Annotated in this window: 26 protein-coding genes, 1 tRNA gene and 1 pseudogene; 16 read left to right on the top strand and 12 right to left on the bottom strand. The window is 71.1% G+C overall.

Annotation, left to right across the window (positions count from 1 at the left end; all coding sequences use genetic code 11):
- Positions 1 to 364: 364 nt before the first annotated feature.
- A complete protein-coding gene (locus ACFSKW_RS49750; protein ID WP_379581975.1) occupies positions 365 to 1,600 on the top strand; it encodes a trypsin-like peptidase domain-containing protein in 1,236 nt (411 codons plus the stop codon).
- 148 nt (positions 1,601 to 1,748) lie between these two features.
- Here the strand turns inward: ACFSKW_RS49750 and ACFSKW_RS49745 are convergent, their stop codons facing one another.
- Positions 1,749 to 3,218, bottom strand: a complete 1,470-nt coding sequence (locus ACFSKW_RS49745; RefSeq protein ID WP_379581973.1) for a phosphodiester glycosidase family protein — start codon at positions 3,216 to 3,218, stop codon at positions 1,749 to 1,751.
- A gap of 209 nt (positions 3,219 to 3,427) precedes the next feature.
- On the opposite strand from ACFSKW_RS49745, the gene ACFSKW_RS49740 reads away from it, so the two are divergent.
- A complete protein-coding gene (locus tag ACFSKW_RS49740; protein WP_379581971.1) occupies positions 3,428 to 3,577 on the top strand; it encodes a hypothetical protein in 150 nt (49 codons plus the stop codon).
- A 182-nt stretch (positions 3,578 to 3,759) separates the two neighbouring features.
- On the top strand, positions 3,760 to 4,722 hold the full coding sequence (gene trpS / locus ACFSKW_RS49735) for a tryptophan--tRNA ligase (protein ID WP_379581969.1): 963 nt from the start codon (positions 3,760 to 3,762) through the stop codon (positions 4,720 to 4,722).
- A gap of 3 nt (positions 4,723 to 4,725) precedes the next feature.
- Here trpS and ACFSKW_RS49730 read toward each other — a convergent pair whose 3' ends face one another.
- The 3 genes from ACFSKW_RS49730 to ACFSKW_RS49720 all read right to left on the bottom strand — a co-directional run bounded on the left by ACFSKW_RS49730 (position 4,726) and on the right by ACFSKW_RS49720 (position 7,286).
- Positions 4,726 to 5,043 (bottom strand): cupin domain-containing protein, encoded by a 318-nt coding sequence (locus ACFSKW_RS49730; RefSeq protein WP_379581967.1) that lies wholly within the window; start codon positions 5,041 to 5,043, stop codon positions 4,726 to 4,728.
- Positions 5,040 to 6,656 carry a PucR family transcriptional regulator gene (locus tag ACFSKW_RS49725; RefSeq protein ID WP_379581965.1) on the bottom strand — a complete coding sequence of 539 codons (1,617 nt, stop codon included), beginning with the start codon at positions 6,654 to 6,656 and terminating at the stop codon, positions 5,040 to 5,042. The genes ACFSKW_RS49730 and ACFSKW_RS49725 overlap by 4 nt, the downstream gene beginning before the upstream one ends.
- 87 nt (positions 6,657 to 6,743) lie before the next feature.
- Complete coding sequence (locus ACFSKW_RS49720) at positions 6,744 to 7,286, bottom strand: MauE/DoxX family redox-associated membrane protein (RefSeq protein ID WP_379581963.1); 543 nt, start codon at positions 7,284 to 7,286, stop codon at positions 6,744 to 6,746.
- Between the two features lie 203 nt (positions 7,287 to 7,489).
- Between ACFSKW_RS49720 and ACFSKW_RS49715 the strand changes: the two genes are divergently transcribed.
- Genes ACFSKW_RS49715 through ACFSKW_RS49685 form a run of 7 tightly spaced genes read left to right on the top strand, consistent with a single transcriptional unit; the run spans position 7,490 to position 10,959 of the window.
- Positions 7,490 to 7,948: a spore-associated protein A gene (locus tag ACFSKW_RS49715; RefSeq protein WP_379581961.1), complete on the top strand. Its 459-nt coding sequence runs from the start codon at positions 7,490 to 7,492 to the stop codon at positions 7,946 to 7,948.
- Between the two features lie 31 nt (positions 7,949 to 7,979).
- Complete coding sequence (locus tag ACFSKW_RS49710) at positions 7,980 to 8,660, top strand: hypothetical protein (RefSeq protein WP_379581959.1); 681 nt, start codon at positions 7,980 to 7,982, stop codon at positions 8,658 to 8,660.
- Positions 8,661 to 8,664: 4 nt separating this feature from the next.
- Positions 8,665 to 9,174 (top strand): hypothetical protein, encoded by a 510-nt coding sequence (locus ACFSKW_RS49705; protein WP_379581957.1) that lies wholly within the window; start codon positions 8,665 to 8,667, stop codon positions 9,172 to 9,174.
- Positions 9,171 to 9,668: a hypothetical protein gene (locus tag ACFSKW_RS49700; protein ID WP_379581955.1), complete on the top strand. Its 498-nt coding sequence runs from the start codon at positions 9,171 to 9,173 to the stop codon at positions 9,666 to 9,668. Before ACFSKW_RS49705 ends, ACFSKW_RS49700 begins: the two co-directional genes overlap by 4 nt.
- A 1-nt stretch (position 9,669) precedes the next feature.
- Positions 9,670 to 9,807, top strand: coding sequence for a hypothetical protein (locus ACFSKW_RS49695; protein ID WP_379581953.1), 138 nt, complete (start codon positions 9,670 to 9,672; stop codon positions 9,805 to 9,807).
- Between the two features lie 51 nt (positions 9,808 to 9,858).
- The gene (locus ACFSKW_RS49690; RefSeq protein ID WP_379581951.1) at positions 9,859 to 10,362 is read left to right on the top strand and encodes a hypothetical protein; all 504 of its coding nucleotides are present in this window, start codon (positions 9,859 to 9,861) and stop codon (positions 10,360 to 10,362) included.
- A 9-nt stretch (positions 10,363 to 10,371) separates the two neighbouring features.
- Positions 10,372 to 10,959 carry a hypothetical protein gene (locus ACFSKW_RS49685; protein ID WP_379581949.1) on the top strand — a complete coding sequence of 196 codons (588 nt, stop codon included), beginning with the start codon at positions 10,372 to 10,374 and terminating at the stop codon, positions 10,957 to 10,959.
- Between the two features lie 54 nt (positions 10,960 to 11,013).
- Here ACFSKW_RS49685 and ACFSKW_RS49680 read toward each other — a convergent pair whose 3' ends face one another.
- Positions 11,014 to 12,765: an AfsR/SARP family transcriptional regulator gene (locus tag ACFSKW_RS49680; protein WP_379581947.1), complete on the bottom strand. Its 1,752-nt coding sequence runs from the start codon at positions 12,763 to 12,765 to the stop codon at positions 11,014 to 11,016.
- Positions 12,766 to 12,926: 161 nt separating this feature from the next.
- Between ACFSKW_RS49680 and ACFSKW_RS49675 the strand changes: the two are divergent.
- Positions 12,927 to 13,812, top strand: a pseudogene (locus ACFSKW_RS49675) (RNA-guided endonuclease InsQ/TnpB family protein).
- Between the two features lie 75 nt (positions 13,813 to 13,887).
- Here the strand turns inward: ACFSKW_RS49675 and ACFSKW_RS49670 are convergent.
- From ACFSKW_RS49670 to selD, 3 genes are all read right to left on the bottom strand, one after another.
- Positions 13,888 to 14,319 carry a rhodanese-like domain-containing protein gene (locus ACFSKW_RS49670; RefSeq protein ID WP_379581945.1) on the bottom strand — a complete coding sequence of 144 codons (432 nt, stop codon included), beginning with the start codon at positions 14,317 to 14,319 and terminating at the stop codon, positions 13,888 to 13,890.
- Between the two features lie 25 nt (positions 14,320 to 14,344).
- A tRNA-Sec gene (locus tag ACFSKW_RS49665) sits at positions 14,345 to 14,440 on the bottom strand.
- A gap of 10 nt (positions 14,441 to 14,450) precedes the next feature.
- Positions 14,451 to 15,437 (bottom strand): selenide, water dikinase SelD, encoded by a 987-nt coding sequence (gene selD / locus ACFSKW_RS49660; protein WP_379581943.1) that lies wholly within the window; start codon positions 15,435 to 15,437, stop codon positions 14,451 to 14,453.
- 33 nt (positions 15,438 to 15,470) lie between these two features.
- Here selD and selA point away from each other — a divergent pair, with 33 nt between their 5' ends.
- Both selA and ACFSKW_RS49650 read left to right on the top strand, forming a co-directional pair.
- Positions 15,471 to 16,757, top strand: a complete 1,287-nt coding sequence (selA, locus tag ACFSKW_RS49655) for an L-seryl-tRNA(Sec) selenium transferase (protein WP_379581941.1) — start codon at positions 15,471 to 15,473, stop codon at positions 16,755 to 16,757.
- A complete protein-coding gene (locus ACFSKW_RS49650; RefSeq protein WP_379581939.1) occupies positions 16,748 to 18,559 on the top strand; it encodes a SelB domain-containing protein in 1,812 nt (603 codons plus the stop codon). Before selA ends, ACFSKW_RS49650 begins: the two co-directional genes overlap by 10 nt.
- Here ACFSKW_RS49650 and ACFSKW_RS49645 read toward each other — a convergent pair.
- The 3 genes from ACFSKW_RS49645 to ACFSKW_RS49635 all read right to left on the bottom strand — a co-directional run bounded on the left by ACFSKW_RS49645 (position 18,511) and on the right by ACFSKW_RS49635 (position 20,994).
- Positions 18,511 to 19,698 carry a hypothetical protein gene (locus ACFSKW_RS49645; RefSeq protein ID WP_379581937.1) on the bottom strand — a complete coding sequence of 396 codons (1,188 nt, stop codon included), beginning with the start codon at positions 19,696 to 19,698 and terminating at the stop codon, positions 18,511 to 18,513. The two genes, ACFSKW_RS49650 and ACFSKW_RS49645, sit on opposite strands and share 49 nt — an antisense overlap.
- Complete coding sequence (locus ACFSKW_RS49640) at positions 19,698 to 20,222, bottom strand: SigE family RNA polymerase sigma factor (RefSeq protein WP_379581935.1); 525 nt, start codon at positions 20,220 to 20,222, stop codon at positions 19,698 to 19,700. The genes ACFSKW_RS49645 and ACFSKW_RS49640 overlap by 1 nt, the downstream gene beginning before the upstream one ends.
- 64 nt (positions 20,223 to 20,286) lie before the next feature.
- Positions 20,287 to 20,994, bottom strand: a complete 708-nt coding sequence (locus ACFSKW_RS49635) for a TetR/AcrR family transcriptional regulator C-terminal domain-containing protein (protein WP_379581933.1) — start codon at positions 20,992 to 20,994, stop codon at positions 20,287 to 20,289.
- 55 nt (positions 20,995 to 21,049) lie between these two features.
- On the opposite strand from ACFSKW_RS49635, the gene ACFSKW_RS49630 reads away from it, so the two are divergent.
- Positions 21,050 to 22,501, top strand: coding sequence for an MFS transporter (locus ACFSKW_RS49630; protein ID WP_379581931.1), 1,452 nt, complete (start codon positions 21,050 to 21,052; stop codon positions 22,499 to 22,501).
- A gap of 25 nt (positions 22,502 to 22,526) precedes the next feature.
- On the opposite strand, the gene ACFSKW_RS49625 is transcribed toward ACFSKW_RS49630, so the two are convergent.
- Positions 22,527 to 23,231: an alternative oxidase gene (locus ACFSKW_RS49625; RefSeq protein ID WP_379581929.1), complete on the bottom strand. Its 705-nt coding sequence runs from the start codon at positions 23,229 to 23,231 to the stop codon at positions 22,527 to 22,529.
- A 345-nt stretch (positions 23,232 to 23,576) separates the two neighbouring features.
- Here ACFSKW_RS49625 and ACFSKW_RS49620 point away from each other — a divergent pair, with 345 nt between their 5' ends.
- Complete coding sequence (locus ACFSKW_RS49620) at positions 23,577 to 24,851, top strand: aspartate aminotransferase family protein (protein WP_379581927.1); 1,275 nt, start codon at positions 23,577 to 23,579, stop codon at positions 24,849 to 24,851.
- Positions 24,838 to 26,343, top strand: a complete 1,506-nt coding sequence (locus ACFSKW_RS49615) for a CoA-acylating methylmalonate-semialdehyde dehydrogenase (protein WP_379581924.1) — start codon at positions 24,838 to 24,840, stop codon at positions 26,341 to 26,343. The genes ACFSKW_RS49620 and ACFSKW_RS49615 overlap by 14 nt, the downstream gene beginning before the upstream one ends.
- Positions 26,344 to 26,463: the final 120 nt, after the last annotated feature.

The following is a 26,463-nucleotide window of genomic DNA, read 5'->3' as shown; positions in this document are numbered from 1 at the left end:
TACTGCACTCGGGAGGGTGTGGGAGAGTAGGTCGCCGCCGCGCAATTCTTGTCAGTTAGGCCCTGCCGGGTTATGCCCGGCGGGGCCTTTCTGCATTTCTGACGGTGTTTTCCAGGCGTTTCGAGTCCGGCTCGAAGTCACGCATCTGGAGCCTCCTGCGCCACATCCCTTGCGACCTCTCGAAGCCACGCATCTGGAGCCTCCTGCGCCACATCCCTTGCGACCTGCGGAAGCAGCTCGCAAGGCGGTCGAAACCGGGCTTTAAGCCGTCCGCCAGTGGCCGACCGCATGCTCGCCCCAGGACAACCGAGGGGTGAGACGAATGCGCAGATCATTGGCAGCGGCGGCAGCGGTAGGAATAGCGTTGGCCGGCGTCACGGCGTTGCAGGGGAGCGCACTCGCCAAGCCCAAACCGAAGGACGTCGCGGTGGGCACCAGGCTGGCCGCGGAGACGAACCCGGCGGTCCAGCAGATCATGATGGCTTACACGGCCACGCTGACGATCCCCGAGCCGGTGGCGACGAAGGCGTTCGAGGGCCTGTTCGCCAAGGCCGAGCGGCACGCGAAGGCGGGCCGGATTCCCGCCGACCACCAGAGCCAGATCAAGTGGGTGCTGAGGGCCGCGGCGAAGAACGTCGGCAAGTACCTCGTGCCCGGCAAGGCCCTGAGGAAGGACGACGGCGAGGTGGTCGCCGGTATCTGCACCGGCTGGTGGATCACGCCCGACGGGTACATGGTGACCGCCGCGCACTGTGCCGGCATGAGCAAGGCGGCGCTGCGGCAGGAGTTCGCGACCAAGGCGCTGGCCAAGATCGCCAAGCGTGATGTGCAGGACTTCATCAAGGGTGTCTCCGATGTCGCGCAGCCTGACGAGGGGATGACGAAGCTGGCCGAGGAGATGTTCACCGCCTTCGACCTCAAGGCCATGCGCGTGCGGGGTCTGAAGAAGGAACTGGCCGTCGTGATGCACGACGGTAAGGGCAAGATCTCCGTTCGGAACCTCGAACTTGTCGCGAAGGGAAGCGACTGGCCCGGCGCGGACTTCGCGCTGCTGAAGATGGCTGGGGCGCGGGGCCTGCCGACCGTCTCCCTGGGCAGCGACGACGACGTGAGGGTGGGCGACAACCTCTACATCAGCGGGTTCCCCGGCATCCTGTCGCTCAACCCGGATCTGGACGAGCTGTCGAGGCTGTATCCGTCGGTGACCGAGGGCGCCTTCAATGTCAGGCGGACCAGCGTGAAGGGCGTGCCGTATCTGCAGGCGCAGGCTCCGATGTACGTCGGCAACTCCGGCGGACCCGTGTTCAGCGCGGACGGCCGGGTGATCGGGATGGTGGTCGCGGCGGCCACCATGGACAGCGGGCTCGCCGAGAACGCCGGTTTCGTGCTGCCGGTCGGCGTCATCAGGAAGCGGCTGGCCGCCGCGGCGGTGGAGCCGCGCGGGTCACGGACGTCGCGGGTCTACAGCGCGGGCCTGGAGGACTATTTCAGCGGACGGTACGAGGCGGCGCTGGACAAGTTCCACCTGGTGCGGAAGCTGTACCCGGCCCACCCGTATGTCGGCGCGTTCATCGCCGACACGAAGAAGGCCCTGCGCTAGAAAGTCCGGCCCGGGCAGGCGTGACCGGCGGGCGCTGCGCCAGATGCGCCCCGCCCGGAGATCCCCCCACGGGGGGCGCCCCCGCGCCCGAGACGGCCCCGCGCCTCCCGAACGGAGGCGCGGGGCCGGCGATGTCAGGGGACGATGATCAGGGGAGGATGAGGAGCGCGTCGCCGACGGCGCGCTCACCGCCGTCGGACGGCTTGTTGACGACCTTGCCTCCCACGACCATCGCGGTCGACCCGCCGCCGTCGAGGTTGATCGCCTGGACCGCGCCCAGCCACTTCATCAGCTGGGCCGCCTCGATCATGTTCGCGCCGACCGTGATGCCCGGCTTGCGCCCGTCCACCGTGGCGAGGATGAGGCCGCCGGAACGGGTCACACCGGCGAGCGTGCGCGGGTGCCGGCGCAGGATCATGTTGACCGAGTCGTGGCCGTCACGCTTGGCCGTGACCCTGATGCGGCCGTTGCGGACGAGCCCCACGCCGCCGCCGATGATGCTGACGTCAGGGGTGAGCACGACCCTGCGCCCCGTGCGCTCGTCGATGACCTTGGTGTCGATGTTGACGTTCCAGTTCTCCCAGGCGTGCTCCCACAGCCATTCGCCCGCGGTGCCCGAGCCGTGCAGGACCCGTGATCCGGCCGGTACGGCGCCGCCCGCCTGCCGCAGCGCGGTGACCTTGCCCGTGGCGTCGAGGACGGCTTCGGCGCCGCCGTCGGCGGGGGTCTTGACGCCGTACTCCTCGGTGTAGAGGACGAGCTCGTCGGCGACGGGGAGGCGGTTGACGCCGTTGACGTCAAGCCGGTTGCCGTCCTGGGAGACGGCGACGACGGTGCTCTTGAGCTCGGTGACGCGGGCCGTACGTCCCTTGAGGACGAGGGCGGAGCGGCCGGGCACGGCCTCGCTGAGCATGCGGCCGCGAACGACGGAGATGCCGAGCGGCTCGCCGCGCAGGGCAGGCGAGGTGTGGATGTTGAAGAAGCCGCCGTTGACGGCGGCGATCGCGTTCTGCGCCTTGGCCATCGACGAGGTGGTCTCGCGCTTGCCGACGCTGACGCCGAGGCTGGCGGCGTAGGAGCCGCGGAAGCCGCGCGGGTCGATGGTCAGGACCTGCATCTCCCACGGGCCCGTCGTCTTCAGGCCGTCGTCGCCGAGGTAGTCGGCGCGGGCCTTGACACCCGCGTCGGTCAGAGCCTTGGCGGCCTCTTCAGCCTTGGCCTTGTCCTTGAACGGCCACAGGCCCACGCGGACCATGTAGATCTCTTCCGCCGGGTCGTCGGCCGCCGCGGGGCGGATGACCTTCTGGACGCTGGCGGTCTGGCCGGCGGCCTCCACCTCCGCGGCCTTGGCCTCGGCGGTTTCGCGCATGCCGTAGTCGCGGCCGCTCGGCATGAGCACGGTGACCGTGTAGCCGTCCTTGGCCGTGCCCGTCGAGACGGTGTAGAGGTCGATGCCGCTGGTCACGGACTTCTGCGTCTTCGCAGGGATGCCCCGTTCGCCGAGGGGGAACCGCGCCGAGGGAAAGGGCGCCGACACCTCCTGCGCGACGACGGGCACCGCCGAGGTGACCGTGAGGGCGGCGGCCGCGGCCAGGCCGATGAAGGCGCGTCGTGACATGAAAACTCCCCGTGGATGATGACAAGCCGGTCCATCCTGGCGAGATCAACTACGGGGAGGGGGCGAAACACGCGAACCCGTTGAAGACAGTTATCCAATTGACACGACAATGACGGGATTCCCCTGCGGTGGCCTACCGCTCGGCGTTACCTTTCGGTAGGCCGCGTATCAAGGATTCGAGCGGCACTCCATCCCGAGAGGCAGCCGACATGGGGCTGAACATCCTCCTTGTGATCATCGCGAGCGTGGTGCTGGGGTTCATCCTCGGCGCGTTCGTGACGCGTCCCCGCCGGTGGGACATGTACATCTGCGCGGACGACACGCTCCACGCCGAGGCGACGCAGGATCACCGCAGGTAACAGAGAGCCGGGCGCAAGCCGTACGGAATCTGGGTCCGGTACGGCTTGCGCCCTATAATGGGGCCCATGACTATCAGCATGTGGTGGCGGCCGATCGACGGCCACTGACCTCCGCATGCGCAAAGGCCGTCCTCGGACGGCCTTTCGTGGCGTCTGGGGACATTTCTCGAAAAGGACCCAGAATGAACCACACGGTGCTGACAGGTGACAGGCCGACAGGGCCGCTGCATCTCGGCCACTATTTCGGCACCCTGGCGAACAGGGTGAGACTCCAGGACATCCATCAGATGTTCGTGCTGGTCGCCGACTATCAGGTGATCATCGACAGGGATCTGCCGGGCAGGATCCAGGCCAACATCGACGATCTCCTCCTCGACTACCTCGCGGTCGGCATCGACCCAGGCAAGGTGACGATCTTCCAGCACAGCGCGATCCCCGAGCTGAACCAGCTGCTGCTGCCGTTCCTGTCGCTGGTCAGCGTGGCCGAGCTCCAGCGGAACCCGACGGTCAAGGACGAGATCGCGCACAGCTCGCAGTCCGCGGTCAGCGGGCTGATGTTCACCTATCCCGTGCACCAGGCGGCCGACATCCTGTTCTGCAAGGGCACGCTCGTCCCCGTCGGCAAGGACCAGCTGCCGCACGTCGAGGTCACCAGGCTGGTCGCGCGCCGGTTCAACGAGCGCTACGGGCCCGTCTTCCCCGTACCCGAGGCCATGATGGGCGACGCGCCGCTGCTGCACGGCCTGGACGGCGGCAAGATGAGCAAGTCGCGGGGCAACGCGATCACGCTGAAGGCGAGCGAGGACGAGACCGCCGCGCTGATCCGCGGGGCGCGGACCGACGCCGACCGCCACATCACCTACGACCCTGAGAGCAGGCCGGAGGTCGCCAACCTCCTGACGCTGGCCGGGCTCTGCCTCGGCCGCGCCCCCGAGGAGATCGCCGAGGAGATCGGGTACGGCGGAGCCGCGCGCCTCAAGGGCATGCTGACCGAGGCGGTCAACGAGTTCCTGCGCCCGATCCGCAAGCGCAGGAGCGAGGTCGACCTGGCGGAGGCGCGCCAGGTGCTGCGTGAGGGGAACGCGCGCGCGAGGGAGCGGGCCGTGCGCACGCTGGAGGAGGTCAGGCAGGCGATGGGCTTCTAGCGATCAGTGGGCCTGGTAGACCTTGCGCAGCGTCTCGTGGACGGTCCAGGTGGTCTTGGCGCCCTCGGGCAGCAGGCAGACGTCACCTGGGCCGACCTCGACGGTCTCGCCCCCCTCGACGGCGATGGTCGCCCGGCCCGACAGCACGACGAAGATCTCGTCGCGTTCCACGTCGGTCACCACGCCGGGGGTGATCTCCCAGATGCCGCGGCCTTCGTCCAGTTCGGCCACCGAGGTGACGGGCGTGCCCGAGACGATCTGAGCGGGGTCGAGCGGGTCGGGCACGAGCGGGACGTCGGCGACGTGCATGACGCGGATCAACGGTTCTCCCTGCGGAAGGATTCGAGGGCCATGAGGGCGACGTGGAGCGAGAGGCAGGATTCGACGTCGTCCAGGTCGGTGTCGAGGATGCGCTCGAGCCGGCGGAGACGGTCGTAGAAGGCGGGGCGCGACAGGTGCGCCTTCTGGGCGGCCACCGCCTTGTTGCGCCCGGCGTCCAGGTAGATGCGCAGGATGCGGGTGAGGTCCCCGCCGCGCTGGGCGTCGTGGGCGAGCAGGGGGCCGAGCTCGCGTTCGGCGAACGTCTGGATCCTGGCGTCGTCGCGCAGCAGGTGGAGCAGGCCGCGCAGGCGCAGGTCCGGCAGCCGGTAGTAGGCCCTGCCGTCCGGCTGCCGGACCGCGACGTCGGCGACCTGCTCGGCTTCGAGGAAGCTGCGCCGCACGTCGCGGATGGACTCCACCGCCGAACCGGCGGCGAGCACGAACGTGGAGCCCGGCTTCCACAGCGCGCGCAGCCGCTCGGCGAGCGCGGTCAGCGCGGGCTCGACCAGCGTGCGGGGCGGCAGGGGGAGCAGCACGCCGACGCGGTCCTGGTCGAGCGCGCCCACGAGCGCGGGCAGCTTGGCGTCGCGGCACACGGCGGCGGTGGCCTCGGCGAGCTCGCCGAGCTGGGCCTGGCCGTCGATGGCCTGGTCGAAGGGCTCGACGAGGCGCAGGACGACGCTGACGAGCTTGCGCCCGGTGAGCGGCACCCCCACCGCGCGGGCGCGGGCGGCGGCCTCGTCGGGATCGGCGTAGGCGTGGGTGAGGATGCCGGTGATGATCGTGCCGTGGGCCTGCCGTTCGAGCGACTCCTGGTGGCGCTCCAGTAACCTGCCCAGCGCCAGCGTGGTGGCGGCGCGCTCGGCCAGCACCATCTCGCGAGGGCCTGGCGCGGCGTCGCAGAGCAGGATCAGCCTGCCCCAGTCCTGGCCGCGCGCGCCGACGACGGTGACCAGCCAGCCCGCGGCGGGGTCGTAGGCGGTGCGATCCTGCGGCGCGACCGCGCGCGATCTGGTCTCCCAGCCGGCCAGCAGCACGCCGGCGTCGCGGCCCGCCGACTCGCAGGCGAGCACCTGGTGGGCGAGGTTCTCCAGCAGCACCGGCCGGCCCGACAGCCTGGCCACCTGGGCCAGGACCTCGGCGGGCGAGGCGCCCTCGACCGACAGCTCGGTGAAGACCTCGTGCAGTTGCTCCGAGGCGCGCAGTTCCTCCAACTGGATGTCGATGATCCTGGCGTGCACGGATTCGGTGATCTGCACGAAAGGGGTCTCCCTGGCCAGCACGATCAGCGGGAAGCCATGGTCCTCGGCCGCCTTGACCACCGCGCGTGGCAGCTCGCGCACGAACCTGCGGCCCAGCTCCACGACCAGGCCGGCCGCGCCCACGGCCGACAGTTCGCCGATGTAGGCGGCCAGCTTCTCGGGATCCTCGGGGAGGGCGACACCGGTGGTGAGCACCAGTTCGCCGCCGCGCAACAGATGCGCGATGTCGGCGATCTCGCCGACGTGCACCCACCGCACCCTGCTGTCGAGCCGGTCCGCGCCGGCGACCACGCGGGGGTTGCCCCTGCGAACGGTCTCCAGGGCCAGAACGTCGGCAATAGTGGGCAGCACGCGTGGAGCTTATCCGATCAGGATGTAATTCTGGGCATTCACCCGTTTACACGCTGTCGATGATTTGTCCACGAATATCGGGCCAGACTAAGTGCGCCTCCCACGGGGTCCTGACGCCATCAGGTCGATGGTCTGCGCGGCCACGACCAGGATCAACACGACCAGGACGCTCCCGGCCAGCAGGACGACCCGCTCGCCCGGCGCCGCCGGTGGCGCGGCCAGGCCGAGCGCCGCGGGGAGGGCGCCCGAGGCCAGCACCAGCCCCCGTCCCACCGAGGCGGGCGAGGCGAGAGCGTGGTCGTCGAGGCAGCCGCACGGCACCCGGCCGCGCTCGCGCAGCAGCACCGCGAGGTAGCCGGCGAAGGCGGCCTGCAGCGCGCCTGTCACGGCGGCCCCCGCCGTGAACACCGGAGCGGCTCCCGCCAGCCACGCGACTCCGGCGACGGCGCCGGCGGCCGCCTCGGCGGCCTCCATCCACAGCGCGTGACGTACCAGCCGGGGCGGCAGGAGCCGGTGGGCGCGCAGGACGCCCGCAAGCCTGGGGCCGCGAACGAGCCTGCGGGCGGCCGCGTAGAGCAGCAGGAGGGCACCGGGCAGGGCGAGCGCGGCGAGCATCCCCTCTTCGTTCATCGGCACCCGATTCCCAGGACAGCGTGTGGTCGTCGAGGAAAAGTGAACCCCCGATTCCTTTCTGCGCGGTTTCCTGCGCCTGTCCGTGTCGGCTCACGCGTTGATAGTCCGATTCGGGGATCTTGACCCGTCCGGGCGCTCCGGAAGATCGTCAACGGCGACGGCCGAGATGCGGCCACCGTGACGGAAAGTACGTGAACCCCATGAGCAGCTTCTCGCGTGCCCTGGTACCCGCGGCCGCCGCCGTCCTGCTCCTGCAGGCCGCGCCGGCCGGAGCCGACACCGGCTCCGCCGCCGGCGGCACCGTCGCCGCGGCCGCCACGCCGGAGAGCGTGTGCGGTTCGGGCTACCGGATCATCGACTCGGTCCCGATCAAGACCCCCCGACTCTGGGCGACCTCCTACCTGCTCTACAACAACAACGGCTACAACTGCGTGGTCACCTGGAAGAACACCAACCTGGGCGTGCGCACCTACACCGAGGCGCGGATCCAGGTGCAGGGGTCCAGCACCATCCACCGCGACGGCGGCGACTTCACCACGTACGCGGGCCCGGTGCGCGTCCAGGCGGGCGGCAAGTGCGTCCAGTTCGGCGGTGTCGCCTCCGACGCGCCAGGCGGCCAGCGCTTCCAGTCGCTGAGCCCGTGGGGACACTGCGGCTGACCGCCGCCCGACCTGACGAAAGGCAGGAAAGGTGAACGTACGCACACCTGACGGCCGCACGCTGACCGTCGACGGCGAACCCCAGCCGTTCATCGGCCGGTGGGCCTACGCGGTCTGGCTCTACGGCCCCGACGGCGGATACCGGGTGAACGTCTCGCCCGCCGGGTCCGAGGAGTCGATCTCCAAGCAGAGCGGCGACTGGTCCCGCTACGTCGTCCGCGAGGCCTCGAGGAACGGCGGCAGGATCCTCTCCCTCGAGGACCCGGAGAACTCCGGCACCAACATGCTGTGGATCGGGCCTTACCACGAGGTGGGCATCTTCGTCCCCGGCACCGGCGTGCCGCTGGAGACGTTCATGGACCGGCTCTCGCTGTTCGACGTGCGCGACGCCCCCGACGGGCTGACGATGCTGCCGCGCCCGGGGTCGGGCCATCAGTTCGGCAACCTGCTGGCGGTCAACACGATCAACCAGCTGTGCTCGGTGCAGGTCACGCCGGCCTCCCAGGTCACCTCCTTCATGCCCGGCACGGAGGGCAGGCGGGTGCGCGGCGGCCAGATGTGGCGCATCGACGAGACCGACCAGCGGGGGCGCGTGCGCTCCCGCTCCGCCCTGGTGGTCAACGACACCACCGCCACCACCATCACCGCCGCGCGGCCCGAGGACCCCAGGTTCGTCGTCGCGGTCGAGTCCATCAGCTGCGGACTGGGCTAGGCCGATGCAGAACATCGTCAACTCCCTCGCGGTGCTCGCCTTCCTCGGCACCGTGCTGGCCCTGTTCGCGCTGTCGGCGATGCTCAGGATGATCAGGGATCTGCAGAACGCCACGATCAAGGCCGCCGTCGCCACCGTCGACCACACCACCCCCCGCGTGGTCGAGCGGTTCGGCGACGCCGACGGGCGGCCGACGTACGTGCTCGTGGTCACGGCCGTGTGCGGCAACTGCGAGGAGCGGGCGCTGCACCTGGCGCGCGTCGCGCACGCGGTCCCCGACGCCCACCTGGTACTGCTGTCGGCCACCCTGAGCTGCGCCGAATGGGTGGCGGGCACACCGGTCGAGGCGGTGATCGACGCCGAGCTGCTCGGCAGGATCGCCGTCGGCGCCACCCCCACCCTGCTGAAGTACACCGCCGGCGGCGTCGAGGAATGGCGCAGGCTGGCCGGTTCGGACGACGACCTTGACACCATGCTCGGCGTGAGCGCCGCCGATCAGAGGGGAAGCAGATGAGCATCGACGTGGACCAGTACTGGTCGCAGGTACCGCACGCCGACGACGACGAGAACGCCGGCGCCACCATCGTCAGGAAGGCCAGGCCGTCCCGCAGGACCATGTTCAAGTCCATCGGCGTGCTCGGCGGCGCCCTGGCGCTCAACATCGTCTCGGCGCTACCCCCGAGCCGGGCCAACAGGGCGGAGGCGGCGGTCGGGAACGAGTACACGAACTGCGCCGGCTACGACAACTTCAGCGGCTACAACGACAACTCCAAGATCTGCGTCGGCGCGCCGTACTCGAAGTCGCACTGCGGTGGTGACGGCTGGTTCCTGCGCGGCAGCGGCACCTGCTGGAACAGCTACGCCACCAAGGCGTGCGGCAACGGCATGACGAAGCGGAACGCGTGGCGGTGGAAGTTCGGCAGCACCCCCTACCGCTGCGCCGACGGGTACGTCGCCACCTGCGACGGCAGCACCGTGCTGCGCATCTGTTCCTGGCCGAACCCTTGAGATGAGGGCCTCGTCCTGGATGGCCGCGTGTGCCACCGCCCTGGCGGTGGCACACCTGGTCTGGTCGCTCCCGCTCGACATGCCCGCGTGGATCCTGATGGGCGTGACGGCGGGCTTCTCGCTGTCGGGGTCGGTTTGAAGCCTCAACTCAGCGGACCTGCTGACCTCGTCGGTCTGGCGAGACAAGCTTTTGATCTTCAATTCCGGGCTGATGCTCGGCGCCCTGGTGTCAGGCGCCGTCGTCGGCGCCGTGGCCGGGATCGCCTCCGTGGTGCCGGAGCCGGTACGCCTGTGGACCCTGTTGCCCGTCGTGTCCGTCATCATGTCGTTCGAGTTGATCGGACGGCCGCTGTCCCTGCCGCAGAACCGCAGACTCGTGCCGCAGGACGTGATCCCGAAGGCCGAGTTCGAGGGGCCGCTGCAGTTCGGCTTCGAGATGGGCACCGGCGTGCGCACCTACACGCCGACCGCGCTGCCGCATCTGCTGGTGGCCGTCGTCGTGCTGGCCGGCGGTCTGGGGGCAGGACTGCTCGCGGGGATCGGGTTCGGCGCGGGGAGGGCGCTCATGCCGTACCTCAGGTCGCGCAGCGACGACCCTCGCCAGTGGGACAGGGACATGCTGTGCTCGCTGTCGCGGATGGGGCAGATCTGTGCCGCCGGATTCCTGCTCGCCCTGGTCGTCACGATCCTCTAGGAGGGCCTCATGAAGGAACGTATGCGTCGCGCGGGCGTGGCGGCCGCGGTCGCCACGCTGTGCGCGACCGGCTGCGGTACGTCCTCGTCCGCGACGACCTCCGCGCCCGCGACGACGTTCCCGGACGCGGGGACCTCTCCGTCCGCGGCGACCGCGGACGGGGAGGCCCTGCTGCTTGAGGCGGGACAGCTCGGCGGCGGCCGCGAGTGGACGGCGACCGCCACCGCCGAGGCGGCGTGGGCGGACCTGCCCGCCGACAGGGTTCCCTGCGGTGTCACGGCCATCGCCCCCGGCGCCGAGAAGACGATCAGGCGGGACTTCCGCGCCGCCGACGGGACCGTCGTGTGGGAACTGCTTCTCACGGCGCCCGGCGAGGGCGTGCAGCGGTTCAAGCGCTTCTACGCGGAGTGCGGCGCCGTCGGCGAGGTGGAGTCGCCGGGCGGCCAGGGCGGGCCCGCCACCGTCGCCCGCCTGGCCGGCGGTGTCCAGGTGGCCACCGCCACCGACGACCGGCTGATCGTGGTGGGTGGCACGCTGGACGAGGCCGGGCTGCGCCGCGTCGGCGACCTCGCCCGCACCCGCGCGTCGGGTGGCTGAGCGCCGACCACGGGAAAGGCGCCCACGACCTCCTCGTCCGCCGGTTCGGAGGGCTCAGCGGGCGCGGGCGGGCAGGCGGGCGGTCGGGAACCTGCCCATCCTCGGCCGGCGGAAGCGGCGCAGCACCATCGCTCGCACGGGGACCAGCAGTCGGTAGCGGCGGCCCATGGCGCTCTCGAACGGCAGCACGCAGCCGCGGTCGACGAGCGCCGCGAGCACTCCGGGCACGCTTCCCACCTCCAGCGGCGGCTCCGCGCACTCGGCCACGGCGCAGTGGAGGCCGAAGTCGCCGGGGAAGGCGGCGGTCCTGACCAGCATGATCTGCTGGGTGCTCGACAGCCCCTGCCATACCTGGTCGAGGCCCGCGGTGAACCGGGCGGCCGCGGGGTTGACGTCGTCGATGAGCGCGCCCAGGTCGCGCTCGGCCTGCTCGGCCAGGACCTTCAGCGGGAAGGTACGCATCAGCGAGGCCAGGCTCTCGATGATGGCGGGCACCCCGTCGGCCAGCGCGCACAGCCGCTGCACCCATGGTCGGTCGTCGGCGCCGAAGGCGAGCCCCGGTACGGCCTCGGCGGCCCTGGCCCGCAGCAACCGCTCGCCCGCGTCCAGGTCGAGCGGGCCCAGGCTCCAGATGACCTCTCCCGACAGTCCGAGCGGGCGCCTGGCCGTGATCACGACCGTGAGGTCGGGCCTGGACGCCGTCAGCCGCTCGACATCCGCCCGGATCTCGCCGAGCCGTTCGTCGCAGTCGTCGGCGATGAGCAACGCGGGCCCCGTGCCCTCGGGGGCGCTCAGTGATTCGTGCGGCCGTGCGACCCGCACCCCGCCGGAAAAGTGCCCCGTCTCCCGTACGGCGAGCTCCGCGCACAGCCGTGACTTGCCGATCCCCGGTGGGCCGATCACGGTGACCAGCCTCCGGTTGCGCACCAGTGCCGCCAGCCCCGCATGGTCGCGCTCCCTGCCCAGCAGCCGCGTGGGCACGTCGGCCATGGGCTCCCCGTGTTCCCCGTGGTTCCCGTCGTCCGTCTGGCGGCCGGGCTCGCCCGCGCCACCGCCCCTGCCCTGGACCGTGTCCGGAGGGTCGCTCCCCGTGAGGCAGCGCAGGTGGGCCTGGCGTAACAGCGTGCCGGGCTCGATGCCGAGCTCCACCGCCAGCCGGCGTCTGATCCTGTCGAACGTCACGGCGGCGGCCCCCTGCTGCCCCGTGGCGACCAGTGCCTCGATGAGGATGGCGTGCGCCTCCTCGTCCAGCGAGTCGGCCCTGCACAGCCGTTCCACCAGCCTGATCGCCAGATGCGGCTGCCCCTCGTCGAGCGCGGCCCTGGCCGAGCGTCTGGTGACCGAGTCCTGCTCGGCGAGCAGCGCCTCGATCATGCGGCTGTCGGAGCGCCGGTCGGGCACGTTGTCGAAGGGGCGGCCCCGCCACAGCCCGAGCGCCGCCGTCAGCGTCTCACTGGTCGCGTCGGACCTGCTCGCCTCGCTGCGGAACAGCTCCAGATCGGTGCGTCCCCCGCCGAGATCGAGGTGGTAGCCGTCGGACCCGGTGACCACGCGTACCTGGGTCTCTCCCGCTCCGCGCAGCCAGGCGCGCAGCCTGCAGGCGGCCAGATGCAGGGCGCCCTTGGGGTCGCGCGGCGGTTGGTCCTGCCACACGACCCTGATGAGCTCGGCCGACGGCAGCGGCGTTCCCGCCGATACGGCCAGCTGGCCGAGCAGCGCCCGAAGCAGTGGCGCGGACGGCGTGAGCACCACGCCGTCACGCATCAGTCCGACGGCCCCCAGCACGCCGACCGATACGCGGTTCATCAAAGACCTCCGAGGAAACCCCCGCCTTCAGGCGGGGGAGGAATCGGACTCCTGCGGAGCAGGACAGGAAAAGCCGATGCGCGGCCAGGGCGGAACGGCGTTTGCCGGCCGCATCGATGGAATCGAACAAACACGCGATACCTGGCTGATCGTTCGGTAGGATGCGCGGCGTGGCGCAGAGTGTGAAGCGGGCCTACAAGTACCGCTTCTACCCGACTGCCGAGCAGGCCGAAGAGCTTGCCCGGACGTTCGGCTGCGTCCGTCTCGTCTACAACAAGGCCCTGGAAGAACGGACCCGCGCCTACACCCTTGAAGGCCGCCGCGTCTCCTACGAGGAGTCGTCGGCGGCGCTGACGGCGTGGAAGCGCAGCGGCGAGTACGACTTCCTGTCGCGGGTGTCCAGCGTCCCCTTGCAGCAGGCCCTGCGTCACCTGCAGGCGGCGTTCGGCAACTTCTTCGCCAAGCGCGCCCAGTATCCGACGTTCAAGTCCCGCAAGAAGGCGCGGGCCTCGGCGGAGTACACCCGGTCGGCGTTCCGCTGGCGCGACGGCGCGCTGAGGCTGGCGAAGATGGACGCGCCCCTCCACATCGTGTGGTCGCGTCCCCTGCCGGAGGGTGGCGAGCCGTCCACGGTGACGGTGTCGAGGGACGCGGCCGGTCGCTGGTTCGTGTCCCTCCTGGTCCAGGCGAGCTGGTATGGGCGGGAACTGGTCGTGATCGACCGGTTCTTCCCCTCCAGCAAGCTGTGCTCGTCTTGCGGCACCATCCAGCAGTCCATGCCGTTGAACGTCCGAGAGTGGCGGTGCGCCTGTGGCGTCCTGCATGACCGGGACGTGAACGCGGCGAACAACATCTTGGCCGCCGGGCTGGCGGACAGGTAAAACGCCTGCGGAGCTGGTGTGAGACCTCAACGAGATCCTCTCGGGCGGGCAACCGGCGGTGAAACAGGAACCCTCACGGGCGACCGTGGGAATCCCCGTCGTTGACGAGGGGGAGGATGTCAATCCGGTCCGTCTTCGCGAACCTGATCAGCATTCATGTCGCTGATCGTGGGACAGAGGGCTTTCCTCGACCTTTCCTCGGCCTTTCGCCAGGAGGTCGGTGGCGGCCTGCGGGACTGGCTCACCGCGCGGGCACCGGGCCCTCGCCTGGCCCTCGTGGCCTGACGGGCACGGCGGGACGGCTGACCGGCAGCCCCAACGAGATCCACGCCTGGAAGCCGCCGATCACGTCGGTCGCCCTGGACAGGCCGATCTGGCGCAGGGTCGCGGCGGCGAGGCTGGAGGAGTAGCCCTCGTCGCACAGCACGATCCAGGTCACGCTGCTGGAGGCGGCTTCGGGGATGCGGGCCGCGCTGCGCGGGTCGAGCCGCCACTCCAGGTGGTTGCGCTCGATCACGATGGCGCCCGGGGCCTCGCCGTCCCTGCGCCGCTGCCATTCGGGACGGGTGTCGGCGATGAGGCCGTCGCCCACGCGCGTCAACGCCCAGGCCTGCGCGGGGCTCAGCCGCGTGAGCCCGGCGCGGGTACGCAGCAGCAGATCGTCGATGCTCACGACGCTCCACGGGAGAGAGGGGTACTGGCGGAGGCGGACGGGAATCGAACCCGCCGCGCCGAGATACTCGGCGCCACCGGTTTTGAAGACCGGGAGGGCCACCAGGCACCTGGTCGCCTCCACCCGGCACCCTAGCGGATCATGATCGTGGCGTCGCCCGCCTCCACCAATTCGCCGATCACCGGCGCGCCCGGGACCTCGCCGGCGACGAGCAGCCCGCCGGAGGTCTGCGCGTCGGCCAGCAGCAGCAGCGTCTCCTCCGTGGCCGAACCCCTGTCGAGGTGCGGGGCCACCCACTCCAGGTTGCGCCGCGATCCGCCGGGCACGTACCCGTCGCGGACCGCCTCCCGCGCGCCGGCCAGCAGCGGCACGGCGGCCGCGTCGACGACCGCGCTCACCCCCGATGCCCTGGCCAGCTTGAACAGGTGTCCCAGCAGTCCGAACCCGGTCACGTCGGTGGCGCAGCGCACGCCCGCGTCGAGCGCGGCCTTCGAGGCCTCGGCGTTGAGCGTCGTCATGATGTCGACGGCCTCGGCGAACACCTCGCCCGTGGCCTTGTGCCTGTTGTTGAGCACGCCGAGCCCCAGCGGCTTGGTCAGTGACAGCGGCGAGCCGGCCTTGCCCGCGTCGTTGCGCATCAGCAGGCCGGGGTCGGCCAGCCCGGTGACGGCCATGCCGTACTTGGGTTCGACGTCGGTCACGCTGTGCCCGCCCGCCAGGTGGCAGCCGGCCTGCGCGGCGACCTCCGCACCGCCGCGCAGCACCTCTCTCGCCAGCTCGTACGGCAGGAGCTCCCTGGGCCAGCACAGCAGGTTGAGCGCCACCACGGGCCGTCCGCCCATCGCGTACACGTCCGAGAGCGCGTTGGCCGCCGCGATCCGCCCCCAGTCGTAGGGGTCGTCGACCACGGGTGTGAAGAAGTCGGCGGTGCTCACGATCGCCGTGCCGCCCTCGATCCTGACGACGGCGGCGTCGTCGCCGGTCTCCAGGCCCACCACCAGCTCGCCGAGCGGATCGGTGGGCGTCACCCCGAACCCGGTCAGCACCTGCTCCAGTTCGCCGGCTGGGATCTTGCACGCACAGCCACCGCCCTGGGCGAATTGCGTCAATCTCACCATGATCAGACTCTAGAGACATCTATCTTGATCGTCATGACCGATCCGCGCCGACTCATCCCCCGAACGGATGCCGTGCTCGCCGACCTCCGGCTCGCCGAGGCGCTGGCGCGGCTGGGCCGTGGCAGGGTGAAGGCCGCCGTCGGAGACGCCCAGCGGCGCGTCAGGCAGGGCGTCATCACGCCCGCCCAGGTGGTGGAGTCGGCGCTCGACGAGCTGACCGGTTCGGGTCCGCGCAGGGTCGTCAACGCCACCGGCGTGCTCCTGCACACCAATCTCGGCAGGGCGCCGCTGTCGCGGACGGCGATCGAGGCGGTGCGGGCCGCCGCCGGAACCACCGACGTGGAGCTGGACCTGGCCACCGGGCGCAGGGGGCGGCGGGGGAGGGCGGCGATGGCGGCACTCGCCCGCGCGGTGCCAGGGGCGGGCGACGTGCACGTGGTCAACAACAACGCGGCCGCGCTCGTGCTGGCGGCCACGGCGCTGGCTCAGGGCCGCGAGATCGTCGTCAGCAGGGGCGAACTCGTCGAGATCGGCGACGGGTTCCGGCTGCCCGACCTGATCGTCTCGACCGGCGCGCGGCTGCGCGAGGTCGGCACCACCAACCGGACGAGCGTCGCCGACTACGCCGAGGCGATCGGGCCCGACACGGGGTTCGTGCTGAAGGTCCACCCGTCCAACTATCGCATCGAGGGCTTCGCGGCGACTCCGGACGTCGGCGAGCTCGCAGGGCTCGGTGTGCCGCTGGTCGCCGACGCGGGGTCGGGCCTTCTGCGCCCCGACCCGGCGCTGCCCGACGAGCCCGACGCCGCCACCTGGCTCGCCGCCGGCGCTGACCTGGTCACCGCCAGCGGTGACAAGCTGCTCGGCGGCCCGCAGTGCGGCCTGCTGCTGGGCAGCGCCGGCCTGATCGACCGGCTGCGCAGGCACCCGCTCGCCCGCGCCCTGCGGGTGGACAAGCTCACGCTGGCCGCGCTGGAGGCCACGATCGAGGGTCCGCCCCCGCCCACGACGCTCGCCCTGCACGCCGAACCGGTCGAACTCCTGGCCAGGGCCAGGACGCTCGCCGTACGGCTGGCCGACAAGGGGCTGGCGGCAGAGGCCGTCGCCAGCGTCGCCCGTGTGGGCGGCGGCGGGGCGCCGTGCGTCGAGCTGCCCAGCGCCGCGGTCGCGCTGGACGAGTCGCTCGCCGCGGTGCTGCGGCTGGGCGAGCCGCCCGTGCTCGGCCGCGTCGAGCGCGGCCGGCTGCTGCTCGACCTGCGGGCGGTGGCCCCTTCCGACGACCAGGTCCTGTTCGACGCGGTGGTGGCCGTATGCGGGTGATCGCCACCGCGGGGCACGTCGACCACGGCAAGTCGACGCTGTTGCGCGCGCTGACCGGCATGGAACCCGACCGCTGGGAGGAGGAGCGCCGCCGCGGGCTGACCATCGACCTCGGCTTCGTCTGGACCGGCGATCTCGCCTTCGTCGACGTGCCGGGACACGAGCGCTTCCTGACCAACATGCTGGCGGGCGTGGGCCCGGTTCCCGCGGTGCTGTTCGTCGTGGCCGCGGACGAGGGCTGGCGGGTGCAGTCACAGGAGCACCTGGATGTCGTCACCGCGCTCGGCATCGGCCACGGGGTGCTCGCGATCACCAGGTCCGACCTGGCCGAACCCGGCGCGGCGCTGGCCGAGGCGCGGGCCAGGACCGAGGGCACCACGCTGGAGGGCATGCCGGCGGTGGCCGTCAGCGCGCGCACCGGCGCGGGGCTGCCGGAGCTGCGCGCCGCCCTCGCCGAGCTGGCGGCGGGGCTGCCAGGCCCGGAGCCGGAGGCGGACGTGCGGCTGTGGATCGACAGGGTGTTCACGGTCGCGGGGCGCGGCACCGTCGTGACCGGCACGCTGGGCGCGGGCACGGTCGCGACCGGCGACACGCTGGAGGCCGGCGGGGCCGCGCTGAAGGTGCGCGGGCTGCACAGCCTCGGGCGGGCCCACGACGAGATCGCGGGGCCCGCACGGGTGGCTGTCAACGTGCGCGGCGCCGCCGCCGACGGCCTGCGGCGCGGCGACGTGCTGGTCACGCCCGGCCGCTGGCTGCCCACGACCGTCCTCGACGTACGGCTGACGCCACCCCGTGAGGAGGTGCGGCGGCTGCCGCGCCAGGCACTGTGGCACGTCGGCTCGACCGCCGTGCCCGCCAACGTCAGGCGGCTCGGCGACGACTGCGCCAGGATCGTCCTGGCCCACGCCCTCCCGCTGCGGATCGGCGACCGCGCCCTGCTGCGCGACCCGGGAAGCCGCCACCTGTGGGGCGCGACCGTCCTCGACGTCCGCCCGCCGGGGCTGCGGCGCCGAGGGGCGGCCACGCTGCGGGCGGCGGCGCTGGCGGGCATGGACGGCGGCGCCGACCTCGGGGCCGAGCTGCGCCGTCGTGGCCTGGCCACGCGGGCCGACCTGACGGCCATGGGCATCCCGTCCACGGCCACCCCCGAGGGGGCGGTCGTCGTGGGGGAGTGGCTGGTGGATCCCCACGCGTGGGCGGCCTGGCGGGAGCGGCTGACCGGGCTTGTCGCCGCGCGGGCCGTACAGGACCCGCTGGACCCCGGGCTCCCGCTGGAAGCCGCGCGGCAGGCGCTCGGGCTGCCGGACAGGGCGCTGGTGGACGCGCTCGCCGACAGCGCCGCTCCAGCCGAGCGGTTGCGGAGGGCGCGGGGGCGGCTGCTACCCCCTGGGCCGGCGCTGCCGCCGGCCACCGAGCGGGCGGTCCGCGCGCTGGAGGCCGCGTGGGCGGCCGGGCCCTTCGCCGCTCCCGACAGTGCCAGGCTGACCGAGCTCGGCCTGGACGCCCGCGCTCTGGCCGCGGCAGAGAGCGCGGGGCGGCTCACGCGCCTGGCCCCCGGCGTCGTCCTGCCTCCTGACGCCGTGGGGCGCGCGGTCGCCGTGCTCGCCACGCTGCCCCGCAGGTTCACGACGGCGCAGGCCAGGCAGGCGCTCGGGACCTCCCGCCGCGTCGCGATCCCGCTGCTGGAGAGTCTCGACGCCGCGGGGACGACCCGAAGGATCGGGGACGGCGAGCGGGAACTCGTGCGAGCAGGTCAGAAGCCCGGCGTCACCACATCGCCCGACCAGCCGCGGAAGGAATAGACGCCCAGCTCGCGCACCCGGCCCGTGACGACGTCGACCGCGTACACGGCCTCGCCCAGCGTGGGGGTGATGGTCCTGTCCTTCATCCACGCCTGGTCGCGCAGCACGGCCGAGACGGCGACTTCCGTGGGACTGACCCAGTGCCCCACACGCCACGGATAGAAGTCCTTGGGCGCGTCACGGAAGGCGACCTCCTTCGTGATCGTGCCGGTCGTGGCGTCGATCGTGACGATCCGGTCCGGGCGGGAGCCGCCCGTCGCGTTGTCCCGGCCGGTCTTCTCGCGCTCGCCCAGGTAGGCCAGCGTCCGCCCGTCGGCCGCCGGCCCGCTGACGTTGAAGCCGGCGTCGCGGGCGCTGAAGGCGCGCACCTGCCCTCCGGACAGCAGTCCGAGCCGGTTGTTCTCGTCTCCCACGACCACCGGGTCGCCGCCGCTCGGCACCCTCACCACCTGCCAGCCTTCGGGGATCTCGGTCACGTGCCCCGTCTCGACGTCCACGACCGCGTTCGGCAGGCCGACGCCGTTCAGCCCGAGGTGACGGCCGTCAGGGGACAGCCGCAGCAAGCCACCGTGCTTCACCATCGTCTTCCTGTCCACCTTCTGCGGGGTCAGCCAGACCCGGCCGTCGGCCAGGTCGCGGACCGCGAACCGCTCGTCCTTCTCGCTGTAGTAGGCGACCCGCCGCCCGTCGGGGGTGATGACCAGGGGGGCCGCGGTGTTCATGTAGTTCTGCTCGGTCTGCTCGGTGTACACGCTCAGCGCCTCCGGCATCCGGTAGTTCCGGCCGTCGCGTGTCACCACCCGCCACTGCAGGCATTCCCTGCCGGTGAAGGCGCGGCCCTGGCCGGGAGACCACTTCTTCCCGCACCAGTCGTAGTAGGCGTGGCGCAGCGGGCCCACTCCTGACGCGGGCAGCGCGTCGCCGTGCACGGTGACGGCCACCTCGCCGCCGCCTCCGGCCTGGGCGATGCCGAACCAGGTCAGCGAGGCGACCAGCAACACCGACAACGCGCCCGCCGTGAGGGCGGCCCTGCGGCGCCTGCGGATGGCGCGTCCATCGGCGACGGCCCGCCCCACGTCCACCGTCGTGAGCGGCGCTCGCTGAGCGGCCAGCGTGTCGAACAGGTGCCTGGTGTCCATCAGCGCTCCTCCATGTGCGAGAGGTCCGTGTGCGAGAGAGGGGAGTACGGCGCGTCGAGCGTCGCGCGCAGGGCGGCCAGGCCCCGGGCGGTCTGGCTCTTGACGGTCCCCGTGGAGCAGCCGAGCGCGACCGCGGTCTGCTCGACGCTCAGGTCGCAGTGGAAGCGCAGCACCAGGGTGACGCGCTGGCGCGGCGGCACCGCGGCGAGCGCCCTGCTCAGGTCCACGGCGGTGTCGCGATCGTGGCCGCCCGGCGGCGGGTCGGGCGGCGCGGCCGTCAGCCGTACGCGGGAGAACCACGCCGTCCGCTGCTCGGCGAGAAAGACGCGGATCAGGATCACCCGGACGTAGGCATCGAGATCGTCGGCGACGCGCGCCTTGCGCCACTTGACGTACAGCCGCGTGATCGCCGTCTGGACCAGGTCGTCGGCCCGGTGCCAGTCCTGGCACAGCAGGTAGGCGATCCGCCGTAACCAGGACGACCGCCCGGTCACGTAGGTGGTGTACTCCTCATCGAGGCTCATCGGTCTCCCAGGGAATCGGTTTCACACCCCGGAAGATGCCTCCGACCCTCTCGCGGGTTGCACGCTAGGAGCCGAGCCGCTTCTCCAGGCCGTCGAGCACGCACAGCAGGCCGAAGTCGAAGTTCATCTCGCGCACGACCCGCTCGTCCCTGCCCTCGTAGTCGTCGGTGCGGGCCACGAAGTCGGGGTAGTCGGACGCGGCCTTCCTCACGACCTCCCGCATGCTCGCGGCGTCGTAGGCGCCCTCCTGCGACAGGCTGCGCCACGCGACCTCGGGAATGGTCGTGCCGATGACGAACGCGGTGATCGCCGATCCGGCGTAGTCCTGCTCCATCCCCCTGAACCCGGCCAGGATGAGCGCTCTGCGCAGGAGATCGCCCGCGCGCAGCGAGTTGGGGCCGATGGCGGGCATCCTGCCGATCAGGCCGGCGGCCCACGGATGGCTCAGGATCGTCCGCCGCATGCCGTGCGCGTAGGCGGAGGCGGTGTCCTTCCAGCCCACCGCGTCGGGGTCGGGCACCGGCATCTCGCCCCAGATCTCGTCGTAGGCGAGTTCGAGCAGCTCGTCCTTGTTGGCGACGTGCCAGTAGAGGCTGGTGGCGCCCGCGCCGAGCCTGGCGCCGAGCTTGCGCATGCTCAGCGCTTCGAGGCCCTCCGCGTCCAGCAGTTCGAGCGCGGCGCGCACGATCTGGTCGCGGGTGAGCCCGTGCCCCTGCGCCTTGCTCTGCCTGGGCTCGCGGACCCACACGGAGGTGAACTGCTTGCTGGTCACGCCTTCAGGATAAAACGACTCGCACACTGTGCGAGTCCCGTCGTACAGTGTGCGAGTGAACTCGAACGCTGTACGAGACCCGCGACGCTGGTGGTCTCTCGTCGTCCTGTGCCTCGCGCTCCTGCCGCTGGTCGTGGACAGCACCGTCCTCAACGTGGCGATCCCCACCCTGATGCAGGAGCTGGGAGCCAGCCCCTCGGAGATCCAGTGGATCCTCGACTCCTACGTGCTCGTCTTCGCGGGCCTGCTGCTCACGGCCGGAAGCCTCTCCGACCGGTACGGCAGGCGCCGCTTCCTCATTATCGGCCTGGCGATCTTCGGCGGCGCCTCGCTGATCGCCGTCCTCGCCGCCGAACCGTGGCAGCTCATCGCGGCCAGAGGGCTCATGGGCGTGGGTGGCGCGATCCTCATGCCCTCGACCCTGTCCATCCTCATCACGACCTTCGACGACGACGAACGGCGCAAGGCCATGGCCGCGTGGAGCGCCGTCGCCATGCTCGGCGTGATCGCGGGGCCGATCGTGGGCGGCCTCATCATCGAGAACTACTGGTGGGGCTCGGTCTTCCTGCTGAACGCGCCCATCGCGGCGATCGGCATCGTCGCCGCCGTCGTCCTGATGCCCGAGACGCGCGGGCCCTCCCGCAGGCTCGACCCGCTCGGCGTGGTGCTGTCGATCGTCGGGCTGTTCTCGCTCGTCTACGTGGTCATCGAGCGGACCTGGAACCCCGTGATGATCGCCGTGGCCGTGGTGTCCCTCGCCGGCTTCGTGCTGTGGGAGCGCAGGACGGCCGCTCCGATGCTGCCGCTCGGCCTGTTCGGGAACCGCAACTTCAGCGGGTCGTCGTTCTCGATCCTGCTGATGTCGTTCGGGTCCGGCGCGGTGATGCTGATGCTCACGCAGTACCTGCAGTTCGTGCTCGAGTACGGCGCGGCGCAGCTCGGAGTGGCGCTGCTGCCGTACGCGATCTCGGCGGCGGTCTTCAACGGCGTCGGCGCGGGACTCGGTCAGAAGGTCAGCAACAGGACGCTCATCGTCGTGGGCATCCTGGTCATGGGGCTGTCGTTCGTGGTGATGGCCATGAGCGGCGGCTACTGGTCGCTGTTCGCCGCCTTCGTGATCATGGGCGCGGGCGGCGGGATCGCGGGGCCCGCGGCCTACGCGACGCTCATGGGGGCGGTGCCGGTCGAGCACGCGGGCGTCGGGTCCGCGCTGAACGACACCATCCAGCAGGTCGGCATGGCCCTCAGCATCGCCGCTCTGGGCAGCGTGCTGGCGGGGGTGTACACCTCGTCGATGCCCGAGTCGGCGCCCGAGGCGGCCAGGGAGTCGATCGCCCAGGCGGTGCGGCTCGCCCCCGACGTGGCGGCGGCGGGAAGGGATGCCTTCAGCACGGCGATGGCCACGGGGGCGTGGATCGGTGCGGCGTCCTGCCTCGCGGCGGCCTGCCTGGCCCTGCTGGTCCTGCGCCCCTCCGCCCCCGTCTCCCCTGTCCCCGCCGAGGTCTGACCCTCGGGCGGGGACCCGTGAAACGTCATCGGGCGGGCGCGTAGCGCGGGTCCTTGACGTTCTCCAGGCTGTCCAGCTTGTGCACCCGCTCGTCGTGCCCGATCTGCCGCAGCAGGTCCGCCACCGACCGGTAGCGGCCGTACTCGTCCGCATACGTCCCGGGGTCGGGCATGAACTCAAGGTCGGGGTTCTCCGCCACGAACCTCATGTACTCGTGCTCGGCGTGGTCCTCGAACTCCGCGTTGAGCCGGTAGCTGGCCTCTGGCCTGAACAGGAACAACGCCCACGAGACGTGGTAGTAGAAGAACGAGATGAACCACGGCGCCACCTTGTGCAGCAGCCAGTTCTGTCTCATCCCGTGGCGCTCGATCAGATCCTGCATGATCAGCAGGTGCCACTGCTCGTTGTCCTGGTCGGAGCGGGCCTCGACGATCCGCTCGAAGACCCTCTTGGCCAGGTCGGACCTGCCCGCGTAGCGGTGCACGGCCCAGTAGCCCACCCGCTCCCACGCCTGGTACGGCACGCGGGCGATGATCTCCAGCATCGCGAACTTGGTGAACGACCCCTGCTTGCCGTACATGAGGTCGACGGGCTTGAACATCATCTTGGCCAGCAGGCTGTAGTCCATGCGGGGGGTGGCCAGGGTCTCCTGCTGCGCCCTGCGGAGCGCCTCGCGGTCGAGCTTGGGGGGTCCCGCGGGGGCCTCGGGGCGGTCGATCGTGATGGTCATCTCGGGTCTCCTCTGTCGTCGATGACCCGATGGTGCTCGATGCGGCCCTGCGGGGGCGTCCGCCGCGGGAGGGCTTTCGCCATGCCTCTCGCGATGTAGGGGGCGATAAGGGCGTACATCGCCAGGCGCACGGGACATCCCCTAGGGGGCCAGGGGCTCCTGGCTGACCTGGGCGATCACCGGCGGCCCCGGCGGCGCAAGGGGTTTCGGCCGCGCGCCCGGCCTTGTCGCCTTCAACGTCCTTATGTCCTGACACATTCTTCCTGCGCAGAGTGTAAGCGGATGTCGCGTCATGCCGACAGGTTGGAGGTGGGATGTGCGGTGAATAACCGCGATACTCGGAGCATGTCGGACCTTCTCGCGCGCCACAAGGCGGTAATCCCCAACTGGGTGGCCCTCTACTACAACGAGCCCATCGAGATCGTCAGCGGCAAGGGCAACCGTGTCGTCGACGCCTCGGGCAAGAGCTACCTCGACTTCTTCGCAGGGATCCTCACCAACATGATCGGGTACGACGTGCCCGAGGTCCGTGAGGCCGTCGAGCGCCAGTTGGCCACCGGCGTCGTGCACACCAGCACCGTCTACCTGCTGCGCGGCCAGATCGAGCTGGCCGAGAAGATCGCCAGGCTCTCCGGCATCCCCGACGCGAAGGTGTTCTTCACCAACTCGGGCACCGAGGCGAACGAGACGGCCCTGCTGCTGGCCACCTACGCGCGCAAGTCCGACCAGGTGCTCGCCATGCGGCAGAGCTACCACGGCCGTTCCTTCGGCGCGATCGGCGTCACCTCCAACCGCGCGTGGAAGAACAACTCCTACTCGCCGGTCAACGCGACGTTCCTGCACGGCGCCGACCGGCACCTGCCCCAGTTCGCGGGCCTGTCCGACGCCGACTACATCAAGGTCTGCGTCGAGGACCTGCGGCACGTGCTGGCGACCGGCGTCTCCAACGACGTGGCCGCGCTCATCGCCGAGCCGATCCAGGGCGTGGGCGGCTTCACCATGGCCCCCGACGGCCTGTTCGCCGCCTACAAGGAGGTGCTCGACGAGGAGGGGATCCTGTTCATCTCCGACGAGGTGCAGACCGGCTGGGGTCGCACCGGCTCGGCGTTCTTCGGGATCCAGAACCACGGCGTGACCCCCGACATGATGACGTTCGCCAAGGGCCTGGGCAACGGGTTCGCGGTCGGCGGCATCGTGGCCCGCGGCGACCTGCTCGACAACCTGCACGCGGTCGGCCTGGCCACCTTCGGCGGCAACCCGATCTCGATGGCCGCCGCCAACGCCACCCTCGACTACGTCCTCGACCACGACCTGCAGGCCAACGCCGCCAGGACGGGCGCGCTCATCATCGACGGGCTGCGCGAGGCCGCGAAGCGGCTGCCGATCGTCACCTCCGTCCGCGGCAAGGGCCTGATGTTCGCCGTGGAGCTGGCCAGTTCCGAGCTGGCGGGCCGGTTCATGGAGGAGTCCAAGAAGCTCGGCCTGCTCGCGGGCAAGGGCGGCCTGTACGGCACGGCGATCCGCATGGCGCCGCCGCTCACCCTGACGATGGACGAGGCGGCAGAGGGCCTCGGCATCATCGTCAACGCTTTGGAGACCATCAACGATGAAGTTCGTTAACCACTGGATCAACGGCTCTCGCGTGGACGGCGACAGCCGTACCGCCGAGATCTTCAATCCCGCCACGGGTGAGGTCAGCGGCAAGGTCGCGATGGCGTCGGTCGCCGACGTGGACGCCGCCGTCGCCGCCGCGGTCGCGGCCTTCCCCGCATGGCGTGACGCCTCGCTGGTCAAGCGGGCGCGGGTGCTGTTCCGCTTCCGTGAGCTGATGGACGCCCACTCCGACGAGCTCGCCGCGCTGATCTCCGCCGAGCACGGCAAGGTCCACTCCGACGCGCTCGGCGAGGTCGCCAGGGGCCTGGAGGTCGTGGAGTTCGCCTGCGGGATCCCGCACCTGCTCAAGGGTGGCTTCTCGGAGGGCGTCTCGACCAGGGTCGACTCCTACTCGATCCGCCAGCCGATCGGCGTGGTGGCCGGCATCACGCCGTTCAACTTCCCCGCCATGGTGCCGATGTGGATGTACCCCATCGCCATCGCCTGCGGCAACGCCTTCATCCTCAAGCCTTCGGAGAAGGACCCGTCGGCCTCGCTGCTCATGGCGCGGCTGTGGCAGGAGGCCGGGCTGCCCGACGGTGTCTTCAACGTCGTCCAGGGCGACAAGGTGGCGGTCGACCGCCTCCTGGAGCACGAGGACGTCAAGGCCGTCTCCTTCGTCGGCTCCACCCCGATCGCGCGCTACGTCTACGAGACCGGCACCTCGCACGGCAAGCGCGTGCAGGCGCTCGGCGGCGCGAAGAACCACATGCTGGTCCTGCCCGACGCCGACCTCGACCTGGTCGCCGACTCGGCCGTCTCGGCGGGCTTCGGCTCGGCGGGCGAGCGCTGCATGGCGATCTCGGTGGTCCTGGCCGTCGACCCGATCGGCGACGAGCTCGTGGACAAGATCGCCGAGCGGGTCTCCAGGCTGACCATCGGCCCCGGCGACGACGAGCGTTCCGAGATGGGCCCGCTGGTCACCGAGGTGCACCGCGACAAGGTGGCCTCCTACCTGGACCTCGGCCTGTCCGAGGGCGCCAAGCTCGTGGTGGACGGCCGCGAGGTCCAGGTGCTCGGCGGCGGCAAGGCGACCGACACCCCCGGCTTCTGGCTCGGCCCCACGGTCCTCGACCACGTGCCCGCGGGCTCGCGCGTGCACACCGAGGAGATCTTCGGCCCCGTCCTGTCGGTGGTACGGGTCTCCTCGTACGAGGAGGGCCTTGAGCTGATCAACGGCGGCGAGTACGGCAACGGCACCGCGATCTTCACCAACGACGGCGGCGCCGCCAGGCGCTTCCAGAACGAGGTGGAGGTCGGCATGGTCGGCATCAACGTGCCGATCCCCGTGCCGATGGCCTTCTACAGCTTCGGCGGATGGAAGGCGTCGCTGTTCGGCGACACCCACGTCCACGGCGCCGAGGGTGTGCACTTCTACACCCGCGGCAAGGTCGTCACCTCCCGCTGGCTCGACCCTTCGCACGGCGGCGTGAACCTCGGGTTCCCGACCAACAAGTAGCGCGCCCGACGCCCCGCGAGCCTTGTGCCCGTGGGGCGTTCGCGTGCCCGCGCCCCTTGACGCGGCAGGCGCGCCCCCGTCCTCGGCCACCGGTAAGCTCCAGGCTGGACAAGGGGGAAC

It is taken from the genome of Nonomuraea mangrovi, assembly GCF_042681425.1.
GTDB lineage: Bacteria > Actinomycetota > Actinomycetes > Streptosporangiales > Streptosporangiaceae > Nonomuraea > Nonomuraea mangrovi.
This window is presented reverse-complemented; position numbering and strand designations above follow the sequence as displayed.